Source organism: Inquilinus sp. KBS0705, from assembly GCA_005938025.2.
Lineage (GTDB): Bacteria > Bacteroidota > Bacteroidia > Sphingobacteriales > Sphingobacteriaceae > Mucilaginibacter.
The window spans coordinates 65,360-86,300 of record VCCI02000003.1 but is presented as its reverse complement, the minus strand read 5'-3'; the positions used below and the strand labels follow the sequence as shown (position 1 = coordinate 86,300).

Here is a 20,941-nt window from a genome sequence, read left to right as displayed (position 1 = left end):
TTATTGCTTACCAACTGGCAAACGCTCTGTTAAAAATATCGTCTGTTAATTGCTTAGTAATGTCTTGTATCAACGCCTGCTCGCGCGCGTTTATATCGCCGGTAAAGTTTGCGTATTTTGAAAACGACTCATCAAAACTAAGCTTTTTATCCTTATCGTTAGTATATTTTACGTTTACCGTAATGGTTAAACGGCTGGCTCCGGCTATAGGTGGCTGATTGGGATTGGTAGCTTCAATTGATACCGGGGCTATAGTATAACCGGTAATGCTGCCGCCCATAATTGCATCAGCTTCGCCCCGCACTATACTTAAACTTGTTTGGCTGCGTATACGATTTTTTAGCGCCTCAGTAAACGACTGGCTTAGAGTGGCTACCACTAACTGCGCGTTATTTTCGAAATACTGCACATTTATTGTTTTTAACCCTACGGTAGAAGCACCACTTTGCGATAGTTTATAAGAGCACGAGCTTAAAAGCGCCCCACCCGTGCCTGCTGTAACCAAACTTAAAAAGTCCCTTCTTCTCATCTTTAGCTTATAAATTTAGCTCCTTTATTTTACGATACAAGGTTCTTTCTGAAATACCGAGTTCGTTTGCGGCCAGTTTACGTTTGCCCTTATGCTTTTTTAGCGCCTTCCGTATCAGGTCCGATTCTTTATCTATCAGCGACAGCGATTCTTCCACCTCTTCGGCCTCGTGCGTTATATTATAATCGGTATTGTTGTTATTGCTATTGCTATTGCCGCCAATGTTATTGTTAACGGGTTGCTGCAGGGTAAATTGTGCCTCGTTATTGCTAACCGGTAATTCAATATCGCGGTATAGCTGCGTTATAGCCTGCGAGTGGTTTGGATAACTTGTACTTACACCACCATGCTCAATAATATCGGCTACCAGCTTTTTCAATTCAACCATATCGCGCTTCATATCAAACAGCACTTTGTACAATATATCCCGTTCAGAAAAATCCTCTTTAGGCTGATTATCCAAACGCATGGGCAAATTGCTGCGACCGGCCTCATGCGGTATATAGGTAAGCAGGGTTGCTGCTGTTATAACCCTGTCGCGCTCTAAAACAGCCAGTTGCTCGGCCATATTTTTCAATTGACGCACATTACCCGGCCATGTATAATTTATTAATACCTGCTGCGCTTCGTCATCCAGTTGAATGGGCGGTGTGCGGTATTTATCGGTAAAATCTGATGTAAACTTGCGGAACAGCAGGAAAATATCTTCTTTCCTGTCGCGCAGGGGTGGTATACGCAACGGTACGGTATTTAAACGATAGTACAGGTCCTCGCGGAAACGGCCGGCTTTCACAGCGTCGTAAACATCAACATTAGTAGCCGCTATTACACGCACGTTTGTTTTCTCGACCTTTGACGAACCAACCCTGATGTACTGCCCCGACTCCAGCACGCGCAGCAAGCGTGCCTGTGTGCCCAGGGGCATCTCGGCAATTTCATCTAAAAATATGGTACCACCATTAACGGTCTCAAAATATCCTTTACGTTCGCCAACGGCACCGGTATAGGCTCCCTTTTCGTGGCCGAATAGTTCCGAATCAATAGTGCCCTCGGGTATGGCACCGCAGTTTACCGCTATAAAAGGCCCATGCTTGCGCGGGCTCATTTGATGGATAATGTGTGAAAACACCTCTTTACCGCTACCACTCTCGCCGGTTATCAGTACCGATATATCGGTAGGTGCCACCTGGTTGGCAATATTTATAGCTCTGTTTAACAATGGCGAATTACCAATGATGCCAAAGCGTTGTTTTATTTCTTGTACTTCCATATTTAAAAAAGAGTCAAGAGATAAGAGTCAAGAATCAAGAGATGTTTCGGCTTTTAAAACGTGTTCTCTAAATGCAAAAATCATTCTTTGCACTTCGGACACCTTTTCCAAACAATCCCTTAATTTCTCTATAGACCCGTACTTCCTACGCTCACATATTAATAATTGTGTTTCCAGTTCAAATGATGAAGATATAGCAATTGATAAAAACTCTGCAAAATGCTTATTTGTATTTTTACCCGATCCCTCGGCAATATTAGAAGGAACCGAACACGAACATCTGTTGATTTGATCAATCAGGTTATAACGTTCGTTTACAGGCAAATTCTTGCAAAATTCAAATGTCATATCTGTAAGATCCATTGCTTTCTGCCACACTTTTAAGTTCTTAAAGTTATGTCTCATGCAATTTTCTGGTCCTGTCTCTTGATTCTTAATTCTTGCTTCTATTCAACTATCTTCCCTATCAGCGTTGCCGATGTTGTTCTTTCAACCAGTACGTTTACATACTGGCCGGGTTTATAATTTTCGCTTACCGGGAATATTACCATGGCATTCTGGTCGCTGCGGCCGCAATAATCCTTGTCAGATTTTTTTGAGTAGCCTTCTATCAGCACCTTCTCTACCCGGCCTATGCGTGCCTGCATGCGGTAAAACGAATACTGCTGCTGCTTGGCCACAATTTGTGCCAGGCGGCTTTGCTTAACCTCTTCAGGTATATCATCCGCATAGCGTTTGGCGGCTAAAGTACCCGGCCTTTCGCTGTATTTAAACATGTAAGCAAAATCGTACTTCACATAATCCATCATGCTTACGGTCTCCTGGTGCTCCTCCTCGGTCTCGGTACAAAAACCAGTGATCACGTCAGTAGATATGGCACACTCGGGTATTATACGGCGTATGGCATCAATCCGGTTCATATACCACTCGCGGTCGTATGTGCGGTTCATTATATCCAGTATACGGCTGTTCCCGCTTTGTACCGGCAGGTGTATATAGTTACAAATGTTATCGTATTTTGCAATGGTATACAAAACCTCGTCGGTAATATCTTTAGGGTGCGATGTTGAAAAACGCACACGCAGATCAGGGCTAACCAATGCTACCATCTCTAAAAGGTTGGCAAAGTTTACCATTTTAACTTCATCGCCAACAGCCAACTGCCCACTGCCTTCTGCTACAGGTGCACTCCACCTGTACGAGTCTACGTTTTGGCCCAATAAAGTAACCTCGCGGTAGCCTTTATTAAACAGGTCGGTACACTCGTCAACTATCGACTGTGCATCGCGGCTGCGCTCGCGGCCACGTGTAAACGGTACCACGCAAAACGAACACATATTATCGCAGCCGCGCATAATAGATACAAAGGCGTTAATGCCATTGCTATTTAAACGCACGGGGCTAATATCGGCGTAGGTTTCTTCGCGGCTTAATAAAACGTTTACGGCACGCTGGCCACTATCTACCTGGTCTATTAGATTAGGCAGGTCGCGGTAGGCATCGGGGCCTACAACTACATCTACCAGTTTTTCTTCTTCTAAAAATTTGGCTTTTAAACGCTCGGCCATACAGCCCAGCACGCCAACCACCATACCGGGGTTTTTAAATTTAGCGCCGGCAAATTCTTTTAACCGGTTACGCACACGCACCTCGGCATTCTCGCGTATCGAGCAGGTGTTAATAAACACTACATCGGCATTATTAAAATCTGATGTAGTTTCAAAGCCCTGCTCTGCCAATATCGAAGCCACTATTTCACTGTCGCTAAAATTCATAGCACAGCCATAGCTTTCAATATATAGCTTACGGCCATCATTTTTACCAATAGGCTCTAATAGTAAAGCCTCGCCTTGCCTGCTTTCGTCATGCACCTTATCCGGAATAAGCAAATCCATCGTATATATAATAGTTGAGCTGCAAAAATACATAATTTTTATATATCGAGTGACAGTTTGTCAGCGGCAACAAAATCAAAGTTTTATTGTTATACCTCAACATTTTATGCAATGGACGATTTAGAAAACCAGCCCGCCGAAAAAAAATCAGTACGCAAATGGCCCTTTATTTTATTAGCTGTATTGCTTGCACTTGGCGGTACCGGTTACTACGCCTATCAAAAATACATTGCGCAGGACCACTGGAAGCCCTATTTGCAGGCCCAGCTAAAAGCGCTGGTACTAAAAACTACCGATAGCTTATATCATATCGAGTACTCGGACTTTGACCTTAACTTAACATCGGGCGATGTAACCTTAAGCGATTTTAAACTGGTGCCCGATACCAACATCTACCTAAAAATGGTAGCTAACAAAAAAGCGCCTGACAATTTATTCACGTTAGGAGTAAAAAAGTTATCCATAAAAAACCTGGGCGCACGCAAAGCCTACCAGGAAAAGATATTGAACATTAACAATATATCGATAGATAAACCCAGCCTTACCATAGTAAATAAGCGCTATGCTTTTAACGATACTGTTAAGGTGGGTAAGCCTAAAAGCCCTTACGAGATCATCAAGAAAACATTTAAGCAGTTGCGTATAGACTCGATAGCGCTGAACGACATCAGCCTTAATTATATAAACCGCAGCAACAAAGTGGTTAAAACCAATAGTTTAAAACACGTTAACCTTAATATATCTGATGTATTTATCGATTCCCTGTCAGGTAACGATAGCAGCCGGTTTTATTACACAAAAGGGGTTGAGGTGCGGGTGAAGGATTACGCGGTTATAACGCCAAATAAAATGTACAAGGTGGCGCTAAAGCAAATATATTTTTCGACAGCCAAACGCAACATTGTACTGGATGGCGTTAGCTATCTGCCACGGTATAACAAAACGCAGTTTTATAAGGTAAGCGGCGAACCCGGTGAGATATACACGTTAAAATTTAAACAGATTGCTATAAATAATATAGACCTGCAACGCTTTTTACGCGACCAAAAACTTTATGCCGGTACCATGGATATTGCTAATGCCAGTGTAGAGATATATAGCAATAACAAATATAAAGGGGTAAAAAGATCGAAGATAGGTAAAGACCCGCACCAGGAATTACAAAAGGTGGCGCTTGATATGAAGTTAAAGCGGCTTAACATTAAAAACACCGATATTAAGTATTTAGAGGCCGATGCCACCACGGGCTTTACCGGCGAGATTGCCTTTAAACATACCAATGGTTATATATTAAATGTAACCAACGATGCCGCTGCTAAAAAAACAAACCCTTTTATGCTGGCACATATTGATACCCGCTTTATGGATGCGGGCAACCTTAACGTAAATTTTAAATTTAACCTTAATGCAAAGGATGGCGCCTTTAACTACAACGGCACCCTGGGCAAATTTGACGGCCGCAAACTGGATAAACTGGTGAAGCCGCTGGCACTGGTGCACGTAAAATCGGCGGATATTGACAGGCTGCATTTTAACGTAAACGCCAATAATTACAAAGGCAAAGGCCAACTGGAATTTTACTATAAAAACCTGAATATAGAATTGCTCCGCAAAGATTCGGGCAAGGTAGAGTTGCAAAAACAAGGCTTTATATCCACCCTTGCCAATACGCTCATCATCGAGGATGATAACCCAAACAGCAAAGGTGTGTTTCGCCCGGGGCCTATTGATGTGGCACGCGACACTAAGACCTCGTTCTTTAGCTTTTTATATAAGGGACTGCTTGATGGCTTAAAACCCAGCGTAGGTTTCGACAGAAAAACCGAGAGCAAGGTAACTAACGCGGTAAATAAAGTAACTAACCTGTTAGACAAGTTTAAACAATACAAAGAAGACAGGAAAAAGCGCCGCGAGGAACGTAAAAGGGAAAAAGCCGAGAAAAAAGCCGCCGAAGAAAAGGAAAAGGCAGATAAGGCAGCAGCCGAACAACAACAAAAAGCCGGTAACTAATAGCGTTGACATAACCAGTTGTTCTGCGCTTTTGTTGCTTTAACCGCTTTATAATTTATAACTATTAATATGGCCGATATAAAAAAATTATTTAAACACAGGTGGCAAAGGGTATTGCTTATTGTTTTGGCCGTATTTATTGTACTCATAGTGATACCGGCAATAGTGCTAAGCTATATGGCCGAACCTTACCTGTCTAAAAAACTAAAAGAGGCCGTAGCAACCGGCAGCGACAGCCTGTACAGCATTAACTTTAGCGATGCCGATTTATCGCTGTTGCAGGGCAAGGTGGTTTTGTACAACGTAGCTTTAAAGATGGACAGCGGCGTTTATCTACAGAAAAAGAAGCAGGGTACCGCACCCAATAACCTATACAATATAACGGTAAAGCGTTTAGTGGTATCGGCTATTCACCCCTTTGAATTTTACTTTCGCAAAAAAGTAAATATCGGCATCATTACCCTTAACGAGCCTAATATCGACTTAAGCTGGCACGAACACGGCGGCAAGGACACCCTGCCAAAAAACGACAAGACGCTCTATCAAAAAATATCCAAAAGTATCCGCTCTATCAGTGTAGGCGGTGTTTACCTTACAGATGCGCACTTAAATTATACCAACTATGCGCAAGGCTTCCCCCCGGCACTCACTCAAATCAAAAAGATAAACTTTACAGCTACCGGTTTGCTGATAGATTCTGCTACGCAGGCAGATAATTCCAGGTTGTTTTATTGTACAGATATTGTAACCGAACTTAATAACTACAGCAGCCGCACCGCAGCCGGTACTTACATGTATAAGGTAAAGTCGGTAAGGTTCTCATCCCACACAAAAACCATCGATATAACCGGGGTGGATATTATCCCGACACTACCCTTCCAGGCATTTTTTGACAAAAGCAAAAGCGACAGGTTTAGTGTGCATGTCCCCACTATCCGAATAAATAACTTCGATTTTAACAGTTACCATCAGTATCATACCATCAATAGTTCGCGCGTAACCATAACCGCTGCTAAACTGGGCCTGTTCAGTAACTATAAGGTGGGCCCAAAGTTTAACGACAGGGTAGTTACCTTCCCGCAGTACGGCCTTAAAAATTTAAAGGCCGGGCTAAATATCGATACGCTTACTTTAAAAGGTATTGATATCGCTTACAGCCAATACAGTAAAAGCCTGGGCAAGGTGGGCACCATCACATTTAATAATACCGGGGGTAATTTTTTAAACATTACTAACATTACCGATAGCCTGATAAAAGACAACACCCTTAAGGTGGCATTAACCAGCTATTTTATGGGGCAGGGCAAGTTTAACGTGCAGTTTGCCTTTCGCCTTAACGACCCCGACTATCATTACAGCTATAAAGGCCATTTAGGCCCGATGGACTTTGCGGCACTAAACAAGGCTACTATGGGCATGTCGTCGGTGCGGCTTAAATCGGGCAACGTAAAAAGCCTCGATTTTGATATACACGCCAACAAAAAAGTAGCCACCGGTACAGTTAACCTGTTGTATAACGATTTGAATATAGAGGTACTTAAAACTGATATTGGCGAACAATATAAAAAACGTGGCCTGATATCGGCATTAGCTAACACCTTTATTATTAAACACGATAACCCCGACGATGGCGGCAAGCCCGCACGCGTTGCCAATGTGATATATACACGCCCTTATAACTACCCGTTTTTTAAAACGGCCTGGCTTACCTTACTTGGCGGTATAAAAAAGTGCGCGGGCGTTGGCGATGGTAAGCAGCCTCCTGTTAAAGAGGTACTGGAAAAGGATAAAAAGAACCTGGAGAAACAGAAGAAAAAGGACCAGGAACGAAAAGAGGAAGCTGCTAAAGAGCTAAAAAAGCAACAGGAGAAAGCCGCCAAAGACTTAAAGAAACAACAGGAAAAAGCCGCTAAGGAACGCAAGAAATTACAGACTAAAAATTAGCCTACTGCAACAACAGCTTTAAGTTGATACCAAAATTGGTAAAGGCAGTATTAAAGGTTTGCGAAGTATAAGGGCGCGTAATGTTCGAATCGTAAAACAGGCTTAAGTTGAACCGCTGGTTGATAACATAATCAATAGATGGCCTTAGCGTGATGTTTTGCGCGCCCGATGATATTTCGGCCGCTTCCACATCGGCGCGGTATATAAGGGTTTTGTTATCGCGTAAGGCCACATCAAGTTTAAAGTTCACATCGTTATCGGTACGGTTGCCGCGCCCAAACAGGCCAAATGGCATCCTGAAGTTTTTAGGCCGGTAGCCAAAGCCAAATACCAAAATGTTTTCGTTTTGCTGTGCCAACTGGCTGTTCAGCAGGCTTAAACTTAACGACCGTGTTCTGCGGTATTCAAAATTGGCGGTCATATCATTTTTAAAACGTACGTCGGCACCAAACAGAGGTACAAACTGCTCAAATATGGTTATTTGCGAAAACTGGTAAAAAGGCAAAAAGTCGTTATTCGCGTCGCGGGTCACTACCTGGCCGTTAGCTTCCTGGTATTGCAGCAGCGTGGTATAGCTGTTTATATTGTACGACGACCGATAGCCGTGCTTAATATCAAGCGATTGAAACATCTCGTTAAAAAACGGCAGCTTGCTTAAACCGCCATAACTTATTTGCCAGTTGGGTATTGGTGTTTTAGGAAACTGGTTAAGACTTGCCGAGCCGGCGCTTTTGCCCGAATATGCCGCCAAAAATGCCGGCACCAAAACGTTTTGCGAGTTAGGGCCATAACCATCGGCGTAACCTTGGGTAGTGCCTGCACCCCCTGAATTTGGATTGGCTTGCCCCAGTTTTTGCGATATAATGGCGCGGTTATCTAAAAACTTTTGGAACACAGCCGATGTATTGTTGATGCCCCCTGTTTTTGAGAACGCCGTAGCAAGCGACAGGAACGACACACTGTAAGTACCCGATGTTACCGGGCTTAAATTTTCTATACTATTGGTTGATGCCAGGTATTTAAAGTTGGTTTGATAGTTACGGTCCTGCGTTCTAAAGGCTATCAGCTCTATCCTTAGGTCAGATACCGGCTCAATGATACTGCGCAGGTTAATATCCTCATTAAACGATTTTACATACAACTGGTTTTGCAGGGTATCTTTAGATATCCAGCCATTGGCTACTGCCCGGCTCCGCAAATCGGCCTGGCTGCCCAGCAAGAAACCAATGCCCGGCGCGTTATAGGTCAGATCCTGCCCCAGGAAGTTTGACTGCGGCAAATAGCCCGGTAAAAACGTTCCTTCGGTGCGGGTGTAAGTACCGGTTATGCTTTTAATACCGGTTAGTATACCCATCAAAAATTTACCGGCCCCATTTTTTGTATCATCAGCGCCGCTTTTGCGCAGGCCGGCAAATTTGTTGTACAGGCTTATAAAATTCAGCGTAGGGTTAAGCTGTATGCTGCGCGAGTTTTGTATGCTGTTACCTACATCATAAGTCGGGTCATTAATGGCAAATTCGGGTTGGGTTTGCCAGTTAAAGTTGGTGCTGTAACGCGCCGTCATGCTGGTCCAGTCAAGCCCTGGTATCTTGTTAATAGGCGTAGTATAATTAAAATTGATGGTGTGGTTATAGTTAGTAGTACGGCCCAGCTTTTTTAAATTCTCCCACAAGGTATCGCGCTTTAAACCATTTATGCGGCCCGCCGGCTCATCCACTACCGACAGGTTGGTAGCATCAATATCCATAGTTAACGATTTTGATAGGTTCCAGCCTATGCCGTATACGCGGGTAATATTAAAGTTTTTGTTAAAGCTGGTTGGTATAGGTATAAAGTTGTTAGGGTCGTTGTTACGTAAGGTATTTTCTGAATAATACCTGTCAAAACTGATGCTAAAGCCTAACCTTGATGGCAGTATGCTAAAGTTGAAATCGCGTGCAAGTGCCAGCATATTGCTTTTGATCACTTTTTCAAGCGGCGAGTAGTATTTAGGCTGGTTAGTATAGTTATAGGCCAGCGCTACGCGGTAAGTTTTGGCAAAATCGTTCTCAACAATAAAATCGTGGTGGGTGTACTCGGTGTAGGCATAGGTAGCGTTAAAGTTCTCTATATCCCATACATGCACCGGTGCCGATGTGTTGGTACGCTCTTTATGCACATTAGTAAAGTTGATGCTTTTGCGCACCGTATAATCTACCGATACATTTTTAATGGAGTCGCGCGCTTTGTTGGTTGGCGCGGCAGCCAGCGTTTTTTTAAGCTCCACATCCGGCGATGCAGGGTCGTACTGCGGGGTGCTTACCTGCGACGAAACGTTAAGATACGCAGGTATGCGTATCCCGCTTTTTGCCGGGAAAAACTTACCTAACTCCAAACTACCCGATACATCATATATCTGATCGTCGCTGCGGTTACGGTCGCTCACCCTCGAGTCAAGCGTACCAAAGCCCACGGTACTTTTACTACCCGATACCGTGATGTTAGCAAAATCGGCCAATGTAGCATCAACCCTTGCTGTAGCAGCCCAGCCGCCGCGCTGGTCAAAATCAGTAAGGCGCAGTTCATCAAACCAAACTGTCCCTGTTTTATCAAGGCCGTCGTCGTTTAATCCGGTTGGCTTGTAAGGGTTGCGCACACCCAGCATTATTGTGCGTAATCTGCTCAGGTCGGGCTGGCCCTTTATGGTTACTTTATTGGCACCATCGGTATAGGTAAAGGGTACGGTAAATGGCCATGGCAAGCCATTTAGCTTGGCATTGTTACGGGCCAGCTTGGCGCTGGTCAATATATCCAGCTGCAGGTTAAGTTCGTTGCTGGCAGGCCAAATGGCGCCGGGGTCGCGGGTACCGGCTTGTGTTACTGCCAGGGGCACTTCGTATTCGTAGTAGTTATCCTGGTAATCTACCCCTAAGCGTACAAAGGCATGCAGGTCGTTATCTTTTAGCTGGGTACCCTCGGCGTGTATAAACATCTGTATGCGCTTATACGACCGCAGATCGTTAAAGAAGGTGCGGAATGCCGCCCTTGAGTAACCATCGCGCAGGCTGGTTACGTTTAACGATAGCGATTGCTCGTTCAGCTTGGTATCGGTTTGCAGGTTGTTGTAATTACGCTGGCGGTTAATACCCGGCGGCACTACATAAGGTATAGGCGTGCGGTTACCATTCTCTTCAATATTCACAGCTTGCACATCTAAGGATGAATTATCAATTACAGGGTTGGCAATGGCAGGGTCGGCAATAATGTTAACTGGATTATTTTCGGCGTTAAAGGTCCTCCACTCGCCGCGTACCAATTGCAGGGTAGCAAAACGCAGGATAGATGTATCGGCAAAATTGGTCATAAACATCCGCATGAACCTGATAGCCTTAAAATCCTGGATGTTGCCTGTTTTAGACTGGTACTCGTTAATAGGTATCCTAAACTGGTACCAGGTTACCGCCTGTGTGGTGCCGTCGGGCAGCTTCACGTTCGAGGTTACCTTATCACTGATAAAGTTTTGGCCAACCAGCATATCCTGCGGGCGGATGGATACTCTATATTGAAAGTACTCATCGGTTTGGCTCATGTTATTATCGCGGTTAATATCCTCGCCATCCGGCAATGATGTTGCAGCTGATGTTTGCAGCCCCAGTTCCGCCTGCGATTGCTCGGCAGTTTTGGAGTTACCCTCTGTACCGTTATACTTGCTGTAACGGTCTAATATACCGGCACGTGCCTGGTCAAGCGTAGGGCCCTGGTAGTACTGGTAATCATCTGATGATGGGTCATTGGCAAAAGCGGTAGCAGCCTGCGGGTTTAATTTGGCTTTAACCTGTTGCACAACGGGGGCAAATTTGGTTTGCTCGTCGGCATCGCTTATACCGTCCAAACCAATATCCTGTAACTTACGCGAAGCCGGGTTATTATCAAAGGCATTGATAACCGGCTGTAGTTTTGATACCCTACCCCACACGGTTTCATCAACATTGTTGGCAGTGGCGGCATCAATAGGCAGGCCGTTCTCTAAGCTTTTCCGACCGTCTTTTAAAATATCTTCAGATACGCTGCCTAAATTAAAATACAGGTCGCCACCTTGCGACGCTGGCTTGTAAATAAACGGATCGAGCATCCAAAATTCAATGTAACCTACGTTTAACGATTCGAAGTCGTTAGTTTCCAGCTTACGGAACATACCGCCCCACCTGTTTTTAGGGTTTTGTAAGGTACCATCGGCGTTAATACCTGTAGTGGTATAGTTATACGGCCCGCGCACGGTTGGGTAAAACGCCATATTAAGCGTAGAAAGACTTAGTGGCTGCCCGGTAGTTGATTGCTTGAACGGGAACACCTCCTGCTCAATAACCTGCCTTACATAGTGGTTAGACAGCTCGGTACGGGATATAGGTATATTGCCCGAGTTGGTATAAAATATAGGGTCGATATTATAAAACGCCAGCCTTGCCCTGTTGTAGCCGTAGCTAAGATCGTTAAATAATTGCGCCTCAGGGAACATTTGCGGCGTACCCGATATTTGCCAGGCTATAGAACTTTTGATATCGATAACCGAACGGCTATTCTCAAAATCATCCAGGTACGAGGTGCCGTTTTTTGAGCCTGCAAAGTTTAACGCCCCCGGTGCCCCCGGCATTAGTTTGGCAAATTCGCCGCTAAAGTTAATGGTAGATGGTGCCTTGGTTTGTATAAAAGGTATCTTATCAACCAAACGAGTTAAAAAGCGCGATTGTGTGCTATAGTTGGCATCAAAACCCCAAATAGTGTTAGATATCGATTCCTCGCCAACAATTTCGTTTTGGGTGATGGGCTGCTCGGTAAGGTGCATAATAGTACCCCCTAACAAAAACTTATCGCTTACATGGTAATCAAACCTGGACCCGTATAGCGATTTTTGCTGCACCCCAAACAGTTCGTTATTCTCTAATTTTACATTTATAGGTTGCCCCGATGATAACAATGCCTGGTTTAACACCCTGATACGGCCCGCGCTGTAATCAATGGTATAATCTGTCCCTTCATTTAGTTTTACTGTACCGGCGGTAACCACAACTGACCCCTGCGGAATGTTTACAGCATTCAACTGGTACTCGCTGCCCCCGGTAGAGGTATAGGTACCCTTAATAGTGTAGCGGTTAAGCTTGGGGAAGAATTGCTGGGCAATGGTCTTTGTCGAGTCGTACAATGGTTGGTAAACATACCTGTTCACCAGGTCGGCCTCGCCGGCGGTAAACTGTTTAGCCAGGTCGGATCCAAAGGGTTCCAACACAGGGAACATGATGCGCCCGTTTTGCGAATCGATAGTGATGCCTTCTAAAAAGTCGAAATAACCATCGGGCTGCTTGGCGTTTTGCTGGTCAAGGTTATCAACCCCGGTAATTTGCAGCCAGCGCTTACTCTTTGTGTTTTGCCCTTCATCCATTATGGTTTTTTCTATTCCGGATTTATCATCCAAACGGGCAATGTTAAGCTTAAAACTGTTGGGGCTTATCTGGAACGCACCTAACGAATAAATATTCTTCATCATCAGGTCCCACGTTGGAAGGTTGGTTTTCAGTAACTCATTCTTCAGCAACTTGGTGAACAATACCTTCGGTGTGTTAGGATCAACCGCCACATCGCTGGAAAACTCACCCACCTGGTACTGGACACCATTGTACGAGTATTGGTAAGCAACGGCCAGCACTTCATCATTATTTAAGGGGTAATTAAGCGATATATAACCCAACCTTGGGTTTAAGGTAAACTCTTTATCTGTTAGCTTGCGGGCATAGGTAAGCTTGGCATAGTTGTCGGTAGCGCCTGTCGACCTAAAATAGTTGGCCACATCATTAGAATTGGTAATACGGGCATTTACAGGCAAGCCGCTTAATAAACTATTTGATTGCTGCGGAAAACCGGGGCCGCTGAAACCCGCCGGCAAACCGCTGGTGCCGGGGCGTACCAATGCCGTATTATACGGCCTGTTTTCGCCCAGATCTATAAAGGCCAATATATCGCGCGAATCGGTAGTAACGTTAGTACGGTTAGTTGTCCAAACCTCTATTTTGGTGATGTTGATGTTAGAGCTGATGATAGGGATATTTGCCAGCGCCTTATTGTAATTATTTCTGAAATACTGCGACAGGAAATAGTGCTTGTTCGCCTCATAATCAGCCGGGGTAAGGGCTATGTTACCTTGCTGCGACCCATTGGTAATGGTAATACTTTTTGATTGCGAACGCTGTTGCGATAATATACTGGTGATATCCAGTTTGCCAAATTTAAGCTTGGTTTTTATACCGAATAAGGCCTGGCTACCGGTTATCAGCGTGGTATTTAATGGCAAGCTTACCGTACCTGCCTCAATTTTTTGAATGATCTCGTCAGGGTGGCCGGTATAATCCAGCTTTATCTGGTTCTCGAATTGAAACTGGGCCTCGGTGTTATAGTTGGTACTTATTTTTAATTTATCGCCAATTTCGCCGGTAACGTTAAGCTGTATACGCTGGTCAAAATTAAAGTTGAACTGGTTACGCTGGCGGGTGTTAAAAAGCGGGTTTTGGTTTTTATTGACCTGCCCTGCAAGTATCACCTCTGCCGAGCCCTGCGGCCGGATATTGATATTAGAGCTGCCAAATATCTGCTCAAACGTTTTGCTCCTTACCTTTATTTGCGGTATAAAGCCCGGCTGCTGCGACTCGTAGGCATAGTTATCGGCCAGTTGTTTAAAATACTCGCGCCTTACGCCACGTTGCTGCAATTGCAGGTATTCGGCAAAAGTTAAGTATCGCGGGGCGCGGTATAACAGGTTACCCACACGTTCGTACAATATGTAGCGGTTTGTTTCGGCATCGTACTCTATAGTACGCACCAAATTTGGCGGGTCGGGTAAAAATATACCTTCGCGCAATTTTATGCCTGTGGCTTGTTTAAGGTCTACCGGGCCGGGTTTAAACGGCGGGGTAGTATCGCGCGCGGTGGTTTGTTGTTGGCCCTGCTGCTGATTTGGTTGCTGCTGCCCAATTTGCCCGGGTTGTTGCTGGCCTTGCGGTTGTTGCCCCGGTTGTTGTTGTTGTGGCTGCTGCTGTTGTGGTACCCCTTGCTGTGGCTGAGGGCTTGGTCGCTGTATAACCGGCTGTTGTTGTACAGGGGTTTGTTGGGCAATGGCTGTCCCTATACTGCATAAAGCAGCAAAAAAATACGTACCTATAAATAGTTTACAAGTAATTTTTTTAACCAAGGGCTTAATAAGTTATATAGGGTAATTATAAGCTTTTTAGCGCATATTTAATTAATTGTTCTACAGTTAATACGCCTGTATTTTTATTTATTTCCTGCTCCAGCACCTTCTCGGCCACATTTTTTGCAAAGCCAAGCATCACTAACGCCGATAACGCTTCGTCTTTTACAGTCTTTATTACCGGTACAATCGTAAGCGTATCGGGCCCTTCTTTTCGCAGCTTATCCTGCAGTTCCAGTATAATGCGCTGTGCTGATTTTGGGCCTATACCTTTTATACGTTGTATAAGCGATACATTGCCCTGCACAATTGCCGCCTGTATCTCGGCAGGGGTTATAGACGATAGCATCATGCGGCCGGTATTTGGGCCTATACCCGATATGGATACCAGGTGTAAAAATAACCTGCGCTCGCCGGTATCGGCAAAACCGTAAAGGGTATGCGCATCTTCTTTTACATGCAGCCAGGTATACAATTTGCAACGCTCAGCATCACCAATGGCCGAGTAGGTATTTAGCGATATATTGATATGGTAACCAACTCCCGCGGCATCAATAACAACGTGGGCAGGGCTTTTAAAAGCTAATTTGCCATCAATATAATCGTACATAAATTATTTACCTTTTTTGCTTTTAATGTTTGCGTTTTCTGCCGCTAAGGCTTTTGCCTGGGCATCTACCACGGCTATGGTAACCATGTTCACTATCTCGCGTACCGAGCTGCCTAATTGCAGCACGTGCACCGGTTTTTTCAAACCTAATAAAATTGGACCAACCGCTTCGGCACCGCCAATTTCCTGTAATAGTTTGTAAGCTATGTTACCCGATTCAAGGTTAGGGAATATCAGCGTATTAGCCGGTTTACCGTTTAGGGTCGAGAACTCGAAGTTATCTGCCAGCAATTCGGAGTTTAAGGCAAAGTTGGCCTGCATCTCTCCGTCAACAACCATATCAGGGTATTTTTCGTGCAGCATTTTCACCGTCTCTCTTGTTTTTTCTGGTACCTCGCCTTCGTTAGATCCAAAGTTTGAGTAAGATAATACCGCTACCCTTGGCTTAATATTAAAGCGCGCTACAGATCGTTCCATCAGCACAGTAATATCCACCAGTTCCTGCACAGTAGGGTTAACGTTAACCGTAGTATCGCCAAAAAACACCGGGCCTTTTTGGGTTATCATCATGTACATACCTGCCACACGGTTCACGCCTTCTTCGGTACCAATAATTTGCAGGGCGGGTTTAATTGTATCCACATAGTTTTTAGTGAGTCCGGATATCAGCGCATCGGCATCGCCAAACTGTACCATGCAGGCACCATAGTAGTTACGATCTATCAGGAATTTTTTGGCCTCAAATAAAGTAACCCCTCTTCTCTGGCGTTTATTAAATAAATATTGGGCAAATTCTTTTGAGCGTTCGGTCTCAATACGTGTATCAATTATTTCAACATCGCCCAGGTCAAGCTCATTCTCCAGCATTATTTCTTTTATCCTGGCGGCATTACCCAGCAGTATAGGTATGGCTATCCCTTCGTCTTTAACTATTTGGGCGGCCCTTAATATTTTATAGGTATCTGCCTCGGCAAATACTACGCGCTTAGGTGCTTGTTTGGCCTTGTTGGTGATATCGCGCAGCAGCTTATTATCGTTGCCCAGGCGCGACAGTAATTCATCGCTATAAGCATCCCAGTCGGTTATTGTTTTACGCGCAACGCCCGATTCGATGGCTGCCTTAGCCACTGCCGACGAAACCTCGGTAATTAACCGCTGGTCCATTGGTTTGGGAATGATGTAATCGCGGCCAAATTTTAGGCCGGTAATACCATAAGCCAGGTTAACGGCCTCGGGCACCGGTTTTTTAGCCATTTCGGCTATTGCTTTAACCGCGGCAATTTTCATTTCCTCATTTATAGCGGTTGCCCTAACATCAAGCGCGCCACGAAAAATATACGGGAAACCCAATACGTTATTTACCTGGTTAGGGAAATCGGACCGGCCGGTGGCCATAATGATATCTTTACGGGCTGCAATAGCCAAATCGTACGATATTTCGGGCTCGGGGTTGGCCATGGCAAACACTACCGGGTTTTTAGCCATACTTACCAGCATAGCCGGCGTAACCACGTTACCTGCCGACAGGCCAACAAATACATCGGCACCTTTCATGGCATCAGCAAGGGTTTTAACATCCTTTCTATCGGTGGCAAACTCCATGCGTATATCGTCCAGATCGGTACGGTCGGCGTTTAAAACACCGTTGATGTCAAACATCACCAGGTTTTCTTTTTTCACACCCAGCGATAGATACATTTTTGAGCAAGAGACAGCCGCGGCACCCGCCCCATTCACTACCAGTTTTATTTTATCCAGCTTTTTGCCTTGTATCTCGCAGGCATTCATCAATGCCGCACCCGATATAATGGCCGTACCGTGCTGGTCATCGTGCATTACAGGTATCTTCATTTCGGCTTTTAGCCTGCGCTCTATTTCAAAGCAGGTTGGTGCCGATATATCTTCCAGGTTTACCCCGCCAAATGTTGGCTCAAGGGCCTTTACAATGTTTACAAACTCATCAACCGTTTTAGCATTTACCTCCAGGTCAAATACATCAATATCTGCGTATATCTTAAACAATAAACCCTTACCCTCCATTACGGGTTTGCTGGCCTCCGGGCCAATATTACCCAGGCCAAGCACCGCTGTACCGTTACTTATAACCGCAACCAGGTTGCCCTTTGCAGTATATTTATATACATCATCAACATTTTCGGCAATACGCAGGCATGGCTCGGCAACGCCGGGCGAATAAGCTAAGGTAAGGTCTCGTTGCGAATTGGTAGGCTTGGTTGGCACTACCTGTATTTTTCCGGGGCGTCCTTTTGAGTGGTAATTTAGGGCGTCTTGTTTACGATTGGGTTTATTCATCTTCTCAAATTCAAGCCCCCAAAATTACAATTACTTTCTTTGAACTTTCTAATAAAAAAGCCCGGTTCTCAAATTCATCAAAACCAGGCATTAAAATTCTTTATTATCCTTTGCCTAATTTAACCGATAAACCGGGCATTAAACTCAGGGTAGTATTGCTGCCTAATTCTTTATTCCATTGTAGCAGATCGGCAATTTTTATACCGTATTTACCGGCTATATCGCTTAATGTATCGCCTTTTTGGGTAGTGTAGTAAGCAGGCGCAGGCCCAGTTACAACAGGTTGCCCAGCGGCGCTATTCGCCTGTGCGTATACCGGTTTAGATGGAAAGGCCAGCTCGACAGGTTGCGGCAGGGGTACATAATGTATTGGTCCCATTGCCTGTATAGGCGCATTCAAATTATCAATGGCGGCACGTAATACAGCTTCCCTTTGCTTATCAATCTGCGGGATGATGATCATGCGCGGTGCCGCGGCAGATCCGTTTACTATTTGTTGCCTGTACGCCGGGTTTAAAACACAAAGATCCTTAAAGCTCATGCCCAAGGCTGTAGCTATACGGCTTAAGGGCACAAACTTGTTTACCTGCATGGTATCTGTCGCAATGGCCAGGTCCCCGTTTTGCGCCAGTATGTTATGCCTGTTATGAAACTTCATTACATAATTTACCGCGATAAATGCAGGTACGTAGCCGCGTGTTTCGGGTGGTAAAAGCTCGCGTATGCTCCAGTAATCATGTGTGCCGGTTTTTTCGAGCGCGTGCTCTACATTACTTTTACCGCAATTGTACGATGCAATGGCCAGCAGCCAATCACCAAATTGCTGGTAAGCATCTTTTAAATAAGCGGCGGCGGCGTAGCTTGCCTGTACAGGGTCTCGGCGCTCATCTACATACTCATTCATCTTTAAGCCGTATATTTTGGCTGTTTCGCTCATAAACTGCCATGGCCCGGCGGCACCTACCCTCGACATCGCATTGGGGTTTAATGCCGACTCGACAATTGAAAGGTATTTTATCTCGTCGGGTATGCCCACATCCCGAAAAGCCTTTTCGTAAATAGGGAAATAATAACGGGTAAGGCCAAGCATGCGGCCCATCTCGTCGCGGCGGGCGGTATAGTTATCAATGTAGCTTTGTACGTATTCGTTGTAATCCAGCTGCACCTCTTTTTGTATCGAGTCTAACCGGCGTTTGTAAATAACATTTTGAAAAGGAGAAACCACCGGGGGTGCTATGTTTACCAACAGGTTGGTATCTGCCCTGGTAACAGCGGGTAAATTAGGGTTTAAAAGATCTGCTTTAACTACCTGCACCAATAATATGCAAATAATGAAAGTAAATAGTTGCTTCATGCGGCGGCCAAATTCAGTAATTAATAAACGAACAATATTTACTAATATATAAAATTTCTATAGCTTCAAGAAATATTTGGAAAAATTTAACAGTTCCTCCTCAGCAAAACTTTTGGCTAATAATTGTAAACCTAACGGTAAGCCCTTGCTATTATTGCCTGCCGGTAACGATATGGCGGGCATGCCGGCCAGTGATGCCTGTACCGTAAAAATATCATGCAGGTAAGTAACCACCGGGTCTTTTTCTTTCTTCCCTATCGAAAATGCCGGCTCGGGAGCTGTCGGGGTAAGTATAAAATCAAAATCCTTTAGTATATCGTTGGTTTTGTTTTGGATAAGCCTGCGCACTTTTTGAGCTTTTGCATAATAAGCATCGTAGTAACCCGCGCTTAGTACAAATGTGCCTAACATAATACGTCGCTTTACTTCTTTGCCAAACCCTTCGGACCGTGACAGTTTGTAGGTTGATTCCAGGTCGGTAGCATTGGGGCTGCGGTAGCCATAATGCACTCCATCGTAACGGGCCAGGTTTGACGATGCCTCGGCCATAGCCAATATATAGTATGATGGCACCAGATAATCAAGCAATTCAAACGATATAGGCTTAACGGTATGCCCGTCGGCCCTTAGTTTTTCTATATAGTTGATGAGCGTGTTTTTTACGTCGGTATCTACACCCGGGCTTGATATGGCTTCTTGTATATAAGCGATATTTTTTTTGCCTGCCGGCTTTACCGTTTCGCTAAACTGTGGCACGGGTTGATGCGATAGGGTACTGTCAAACTCATCCGGGCCGGCCATAATTTGCAAAAGAAGCTCGGCATCCTCAACGCTATTGGTTAAGGTACCCACCTGGTCAAACGACGAAGCGTAGGAGATGATACCATGCCTTGATATACGGCCATACGTGGGCTTCATGCCAACCAAACCGCAAAAGGCAGCAGGTTGCCTCACCGAGCCGCCGGTATCGGTACCGATAGCCGCATGGCACATACCGGCCTGCACCGCAACTGCCGAGCCACCCGACGAGCCACCCGATACACGGGTTTCATCAGCGTAGTTTTTTACGGGGCCAAAGTACGAGTTCTCGTTAGCGGCACCCATTGCAAATTCATCGCAATTGCAGCGGCCTATAATAATGGCATCCTCGGCCAACAGCCTTTCAACTATGGTTGAGGAATAGATAGAAGTAAAATTTTCAAGAATTTTTGATGATGCAGTTACCTTATGCCCTTTGTAGCATATGTTATCCTTAATGGCTAAAACCATACCGGCCAGCTTACCGGCTGTACCGGCGCTTATGCGTGCATCAACAGTTGCAGCGGCATCAATGGCTTCCTGCTCAAATACCTCGTTAAATACATTTAAGCCGGTATTATTTTTTATTTGCTGCAAATAACCCTTTACAAGGCTCCCGGCAGTAATTTTGCCGCTTTGCAACCCTCTCTTAACATCATTATAAGAGGAATAAGTGTTAGACATGGGCCTAAAATAAAAAACTTATCTGTTGAAGCATAAATATTTCAACAGATAAGTTATAAGTTTAAACAGCTAACAGCTGCAAATAAGCCCCTAAGATTAAACTTTCGCTTTATCTTCGGTAGATGTTGTAGTGTTTGTAGTAGAGCTTTCGCCGTTTTGTGCGTCTTTAAATTCTTTAACGCCTTTTCCTAAACCTTTCATTAGTTCAGGAATTTTTTTACCGCCGAACATAATTAATATTGCAACGATGATCAGAATGATTTCTGGTGCGCCTAATCCACCCATGATTTTTAAGTTTTATGTATGTTAATATTTTTG

The 20,941-nt window shown here is 44.7% G+C and carries 12 protein-coding genes; 2 read left to right on the top strand and 10 right to left on the bottom strand.

What is annotated here, in order from left to right; all coding sequences use genetic code 11:
* Window positions 1-7 precede the first annotated feature (7 nt).
* Genes FFF34_014640 through miaB form a run of 4 tightly spaced genes read right to left on the bottom strand, consistent with a single transcriptional unit; the run spans window position 8 to window position 3,694 of the window.
* On the bottom strand, window positions 8-529 hold the full coding sequence (locus FFF34_014640) for a hypothetical protein (GenBank protein ID TSD63806.1): 522 nt from the start codon (window positions 527-529) through the stop codon (window positions 8-10).
* A gap of 7 nt (window positions 530-536) precedes the next feature.
* Entirely contained in the window at window positions 537-1,799 is a 1,263-nt protein-coding gene (locus FFF34_014635; protein TSD63805.1) for a sigma-54-dependent Fis family transcriptional regulator, read from the bottom strand.
* Between the two features lie 27 nt (window positions 1,800-1,826).
* Entirely contained in the window at window positions 1,827-2,204 is a 378-nt protein-coding gene (locus tag FFF34_014630) for a four helix bundle protein (protein TSD63804.1), read from the bottom strand.
* A gap of 41 nt (window positions 2,205-2,245) precedes the next feature.
* The gene (gene miaB, locus FFF34_014625) at window positions 2,246-3,694 is read right to left on the bottom strand and encodes a tRNA (N6-isopentenyl adenosine(37)-C2)-methylthiotransferase MiaB (protein TSD63803.1); all 1,449 of its coding nucleotides are present in this window, start codon (window positions 3,692-3,694) and stop codon (window positions 2,246-2,248) included.
* A 111-nt stretch (window positions 3,695-3,805) separates the two neighbouring features.
* On the opposite strand from miaB, the gene FFF34_014620 reads away from it, so the two are divergent.
* Both FFF34_014620 and FFF34_014615 read left to right on the top strand, forming a co-directional pair.
* Window positions 3,806-5,704: a hypothetical protein gene (locus FFF34_014620; GenBank protein TSD63802.1), complete on the top strand. Its 1,899-nt coding sequence runs from the start codon at window positions 3,806-3,808 to the stop codon at window positions 5,702-5,704.
* A 69-nt stretch (window positions 5,705-5,773) separates the two neighbouring features.
* Window positions 5,774-7,648 carry a hypothetical protein gene (locus FFF34_014615; protein ID TSD63801.1) on the top strand — a complete coding sequence of 625 codons (1,875 nt, stop codon included), beginning with the start codon at window positions 5,774-5,776 and terminating at the stop codon, window positions 7,646-7,648.
* A gap of 1 nt (window position 7,649) precedes the next feature.
* On the opposite strand, the gene sprA is transcribed toward FFF34_014615, so the two are convergent.
* The 6 genes from sprA to tatA form a co-directional block, all read right to left on the bottom strand.
* Complete coding sequence (sprA, locus tag FFF34_014610; protein TSD64173.1) at window positions 7,650-14,648, bottom strand: cell surface protein SprA; 6,999 nt, start codon at window positions 14,646-14,648, stop codon at window positions 7,650-7,652.
* Between the two features lie 241 nt (window positions 14,649-14,889).
* Window positions 14,890-15,474, bottom strand: a complete 585-nt coding sequence (gene ruvA / locus FFF34_014605; GenBank protein ID TSD63800.1) for a Holliday junction branch migration protein RuvA — start codon at window positions 15,472-15,474, stop codon at window positions 14,890-14,892.
* A 3-nt stretch (window positions 15,475-15,477) separates the two neighbouring features.
* Window positions 15,478-17,787 (bottom strand): NADP-dependent malic enzyme, encoded by a 2,310-nt coding sequence (locus FFF34_014600; GenBank protein ID TSD63799.1) that lies wholly within the window; start codon window positions 17,785-17,787, stop codon window positions 15,478-15,480.
* Between the two features lie 103 nt (window positions 17,788-17,890).
* Window positions 17,891-19,141 carry a LysM peptidoglycan-binding domain-containing protein gene (locus FFF34_014595; GenBank protein TSD63798.1) on the bottom strand — a complete coding sequence of 417 codons (1,251 nt, stop codon included), beginning with the start codon at window positions 19,139-19,141 and terminating at the stop codon, window positions 17,891-17,893.
* A gap of 57 nt (window positions 19,142-19,198) precedes the next feature.
* Complete coding sequence (gene gatA, locus FFF34_014590; protein TSD63797.1) at window positions 19,199-20,623, bottom strand: Asp-tRNA(Asn)/Glu-tRNA(Gln) amidotransferase subunit GatA; 1,425 nt, start codon at window positions 20,621-20,623, stop codon at window positions 19,199-19,201.
* 96 nt (window positions 20,624-20,719) lie between these two features.
* Window positions 20,720-20,908, bottom strand: coding sequence for a twin-arginine translocase TatA/TatE family subunit (gene tatA, locus FFF34_014585; GenBank protein TSD63796.1), 189 nt, complete (start codon window positions 20,906-20,908; stop codon window positions 20,720-20,722).
* Between the last annotated feature and the right edge of the window lie 33 nt (window positions 20,909-20,941).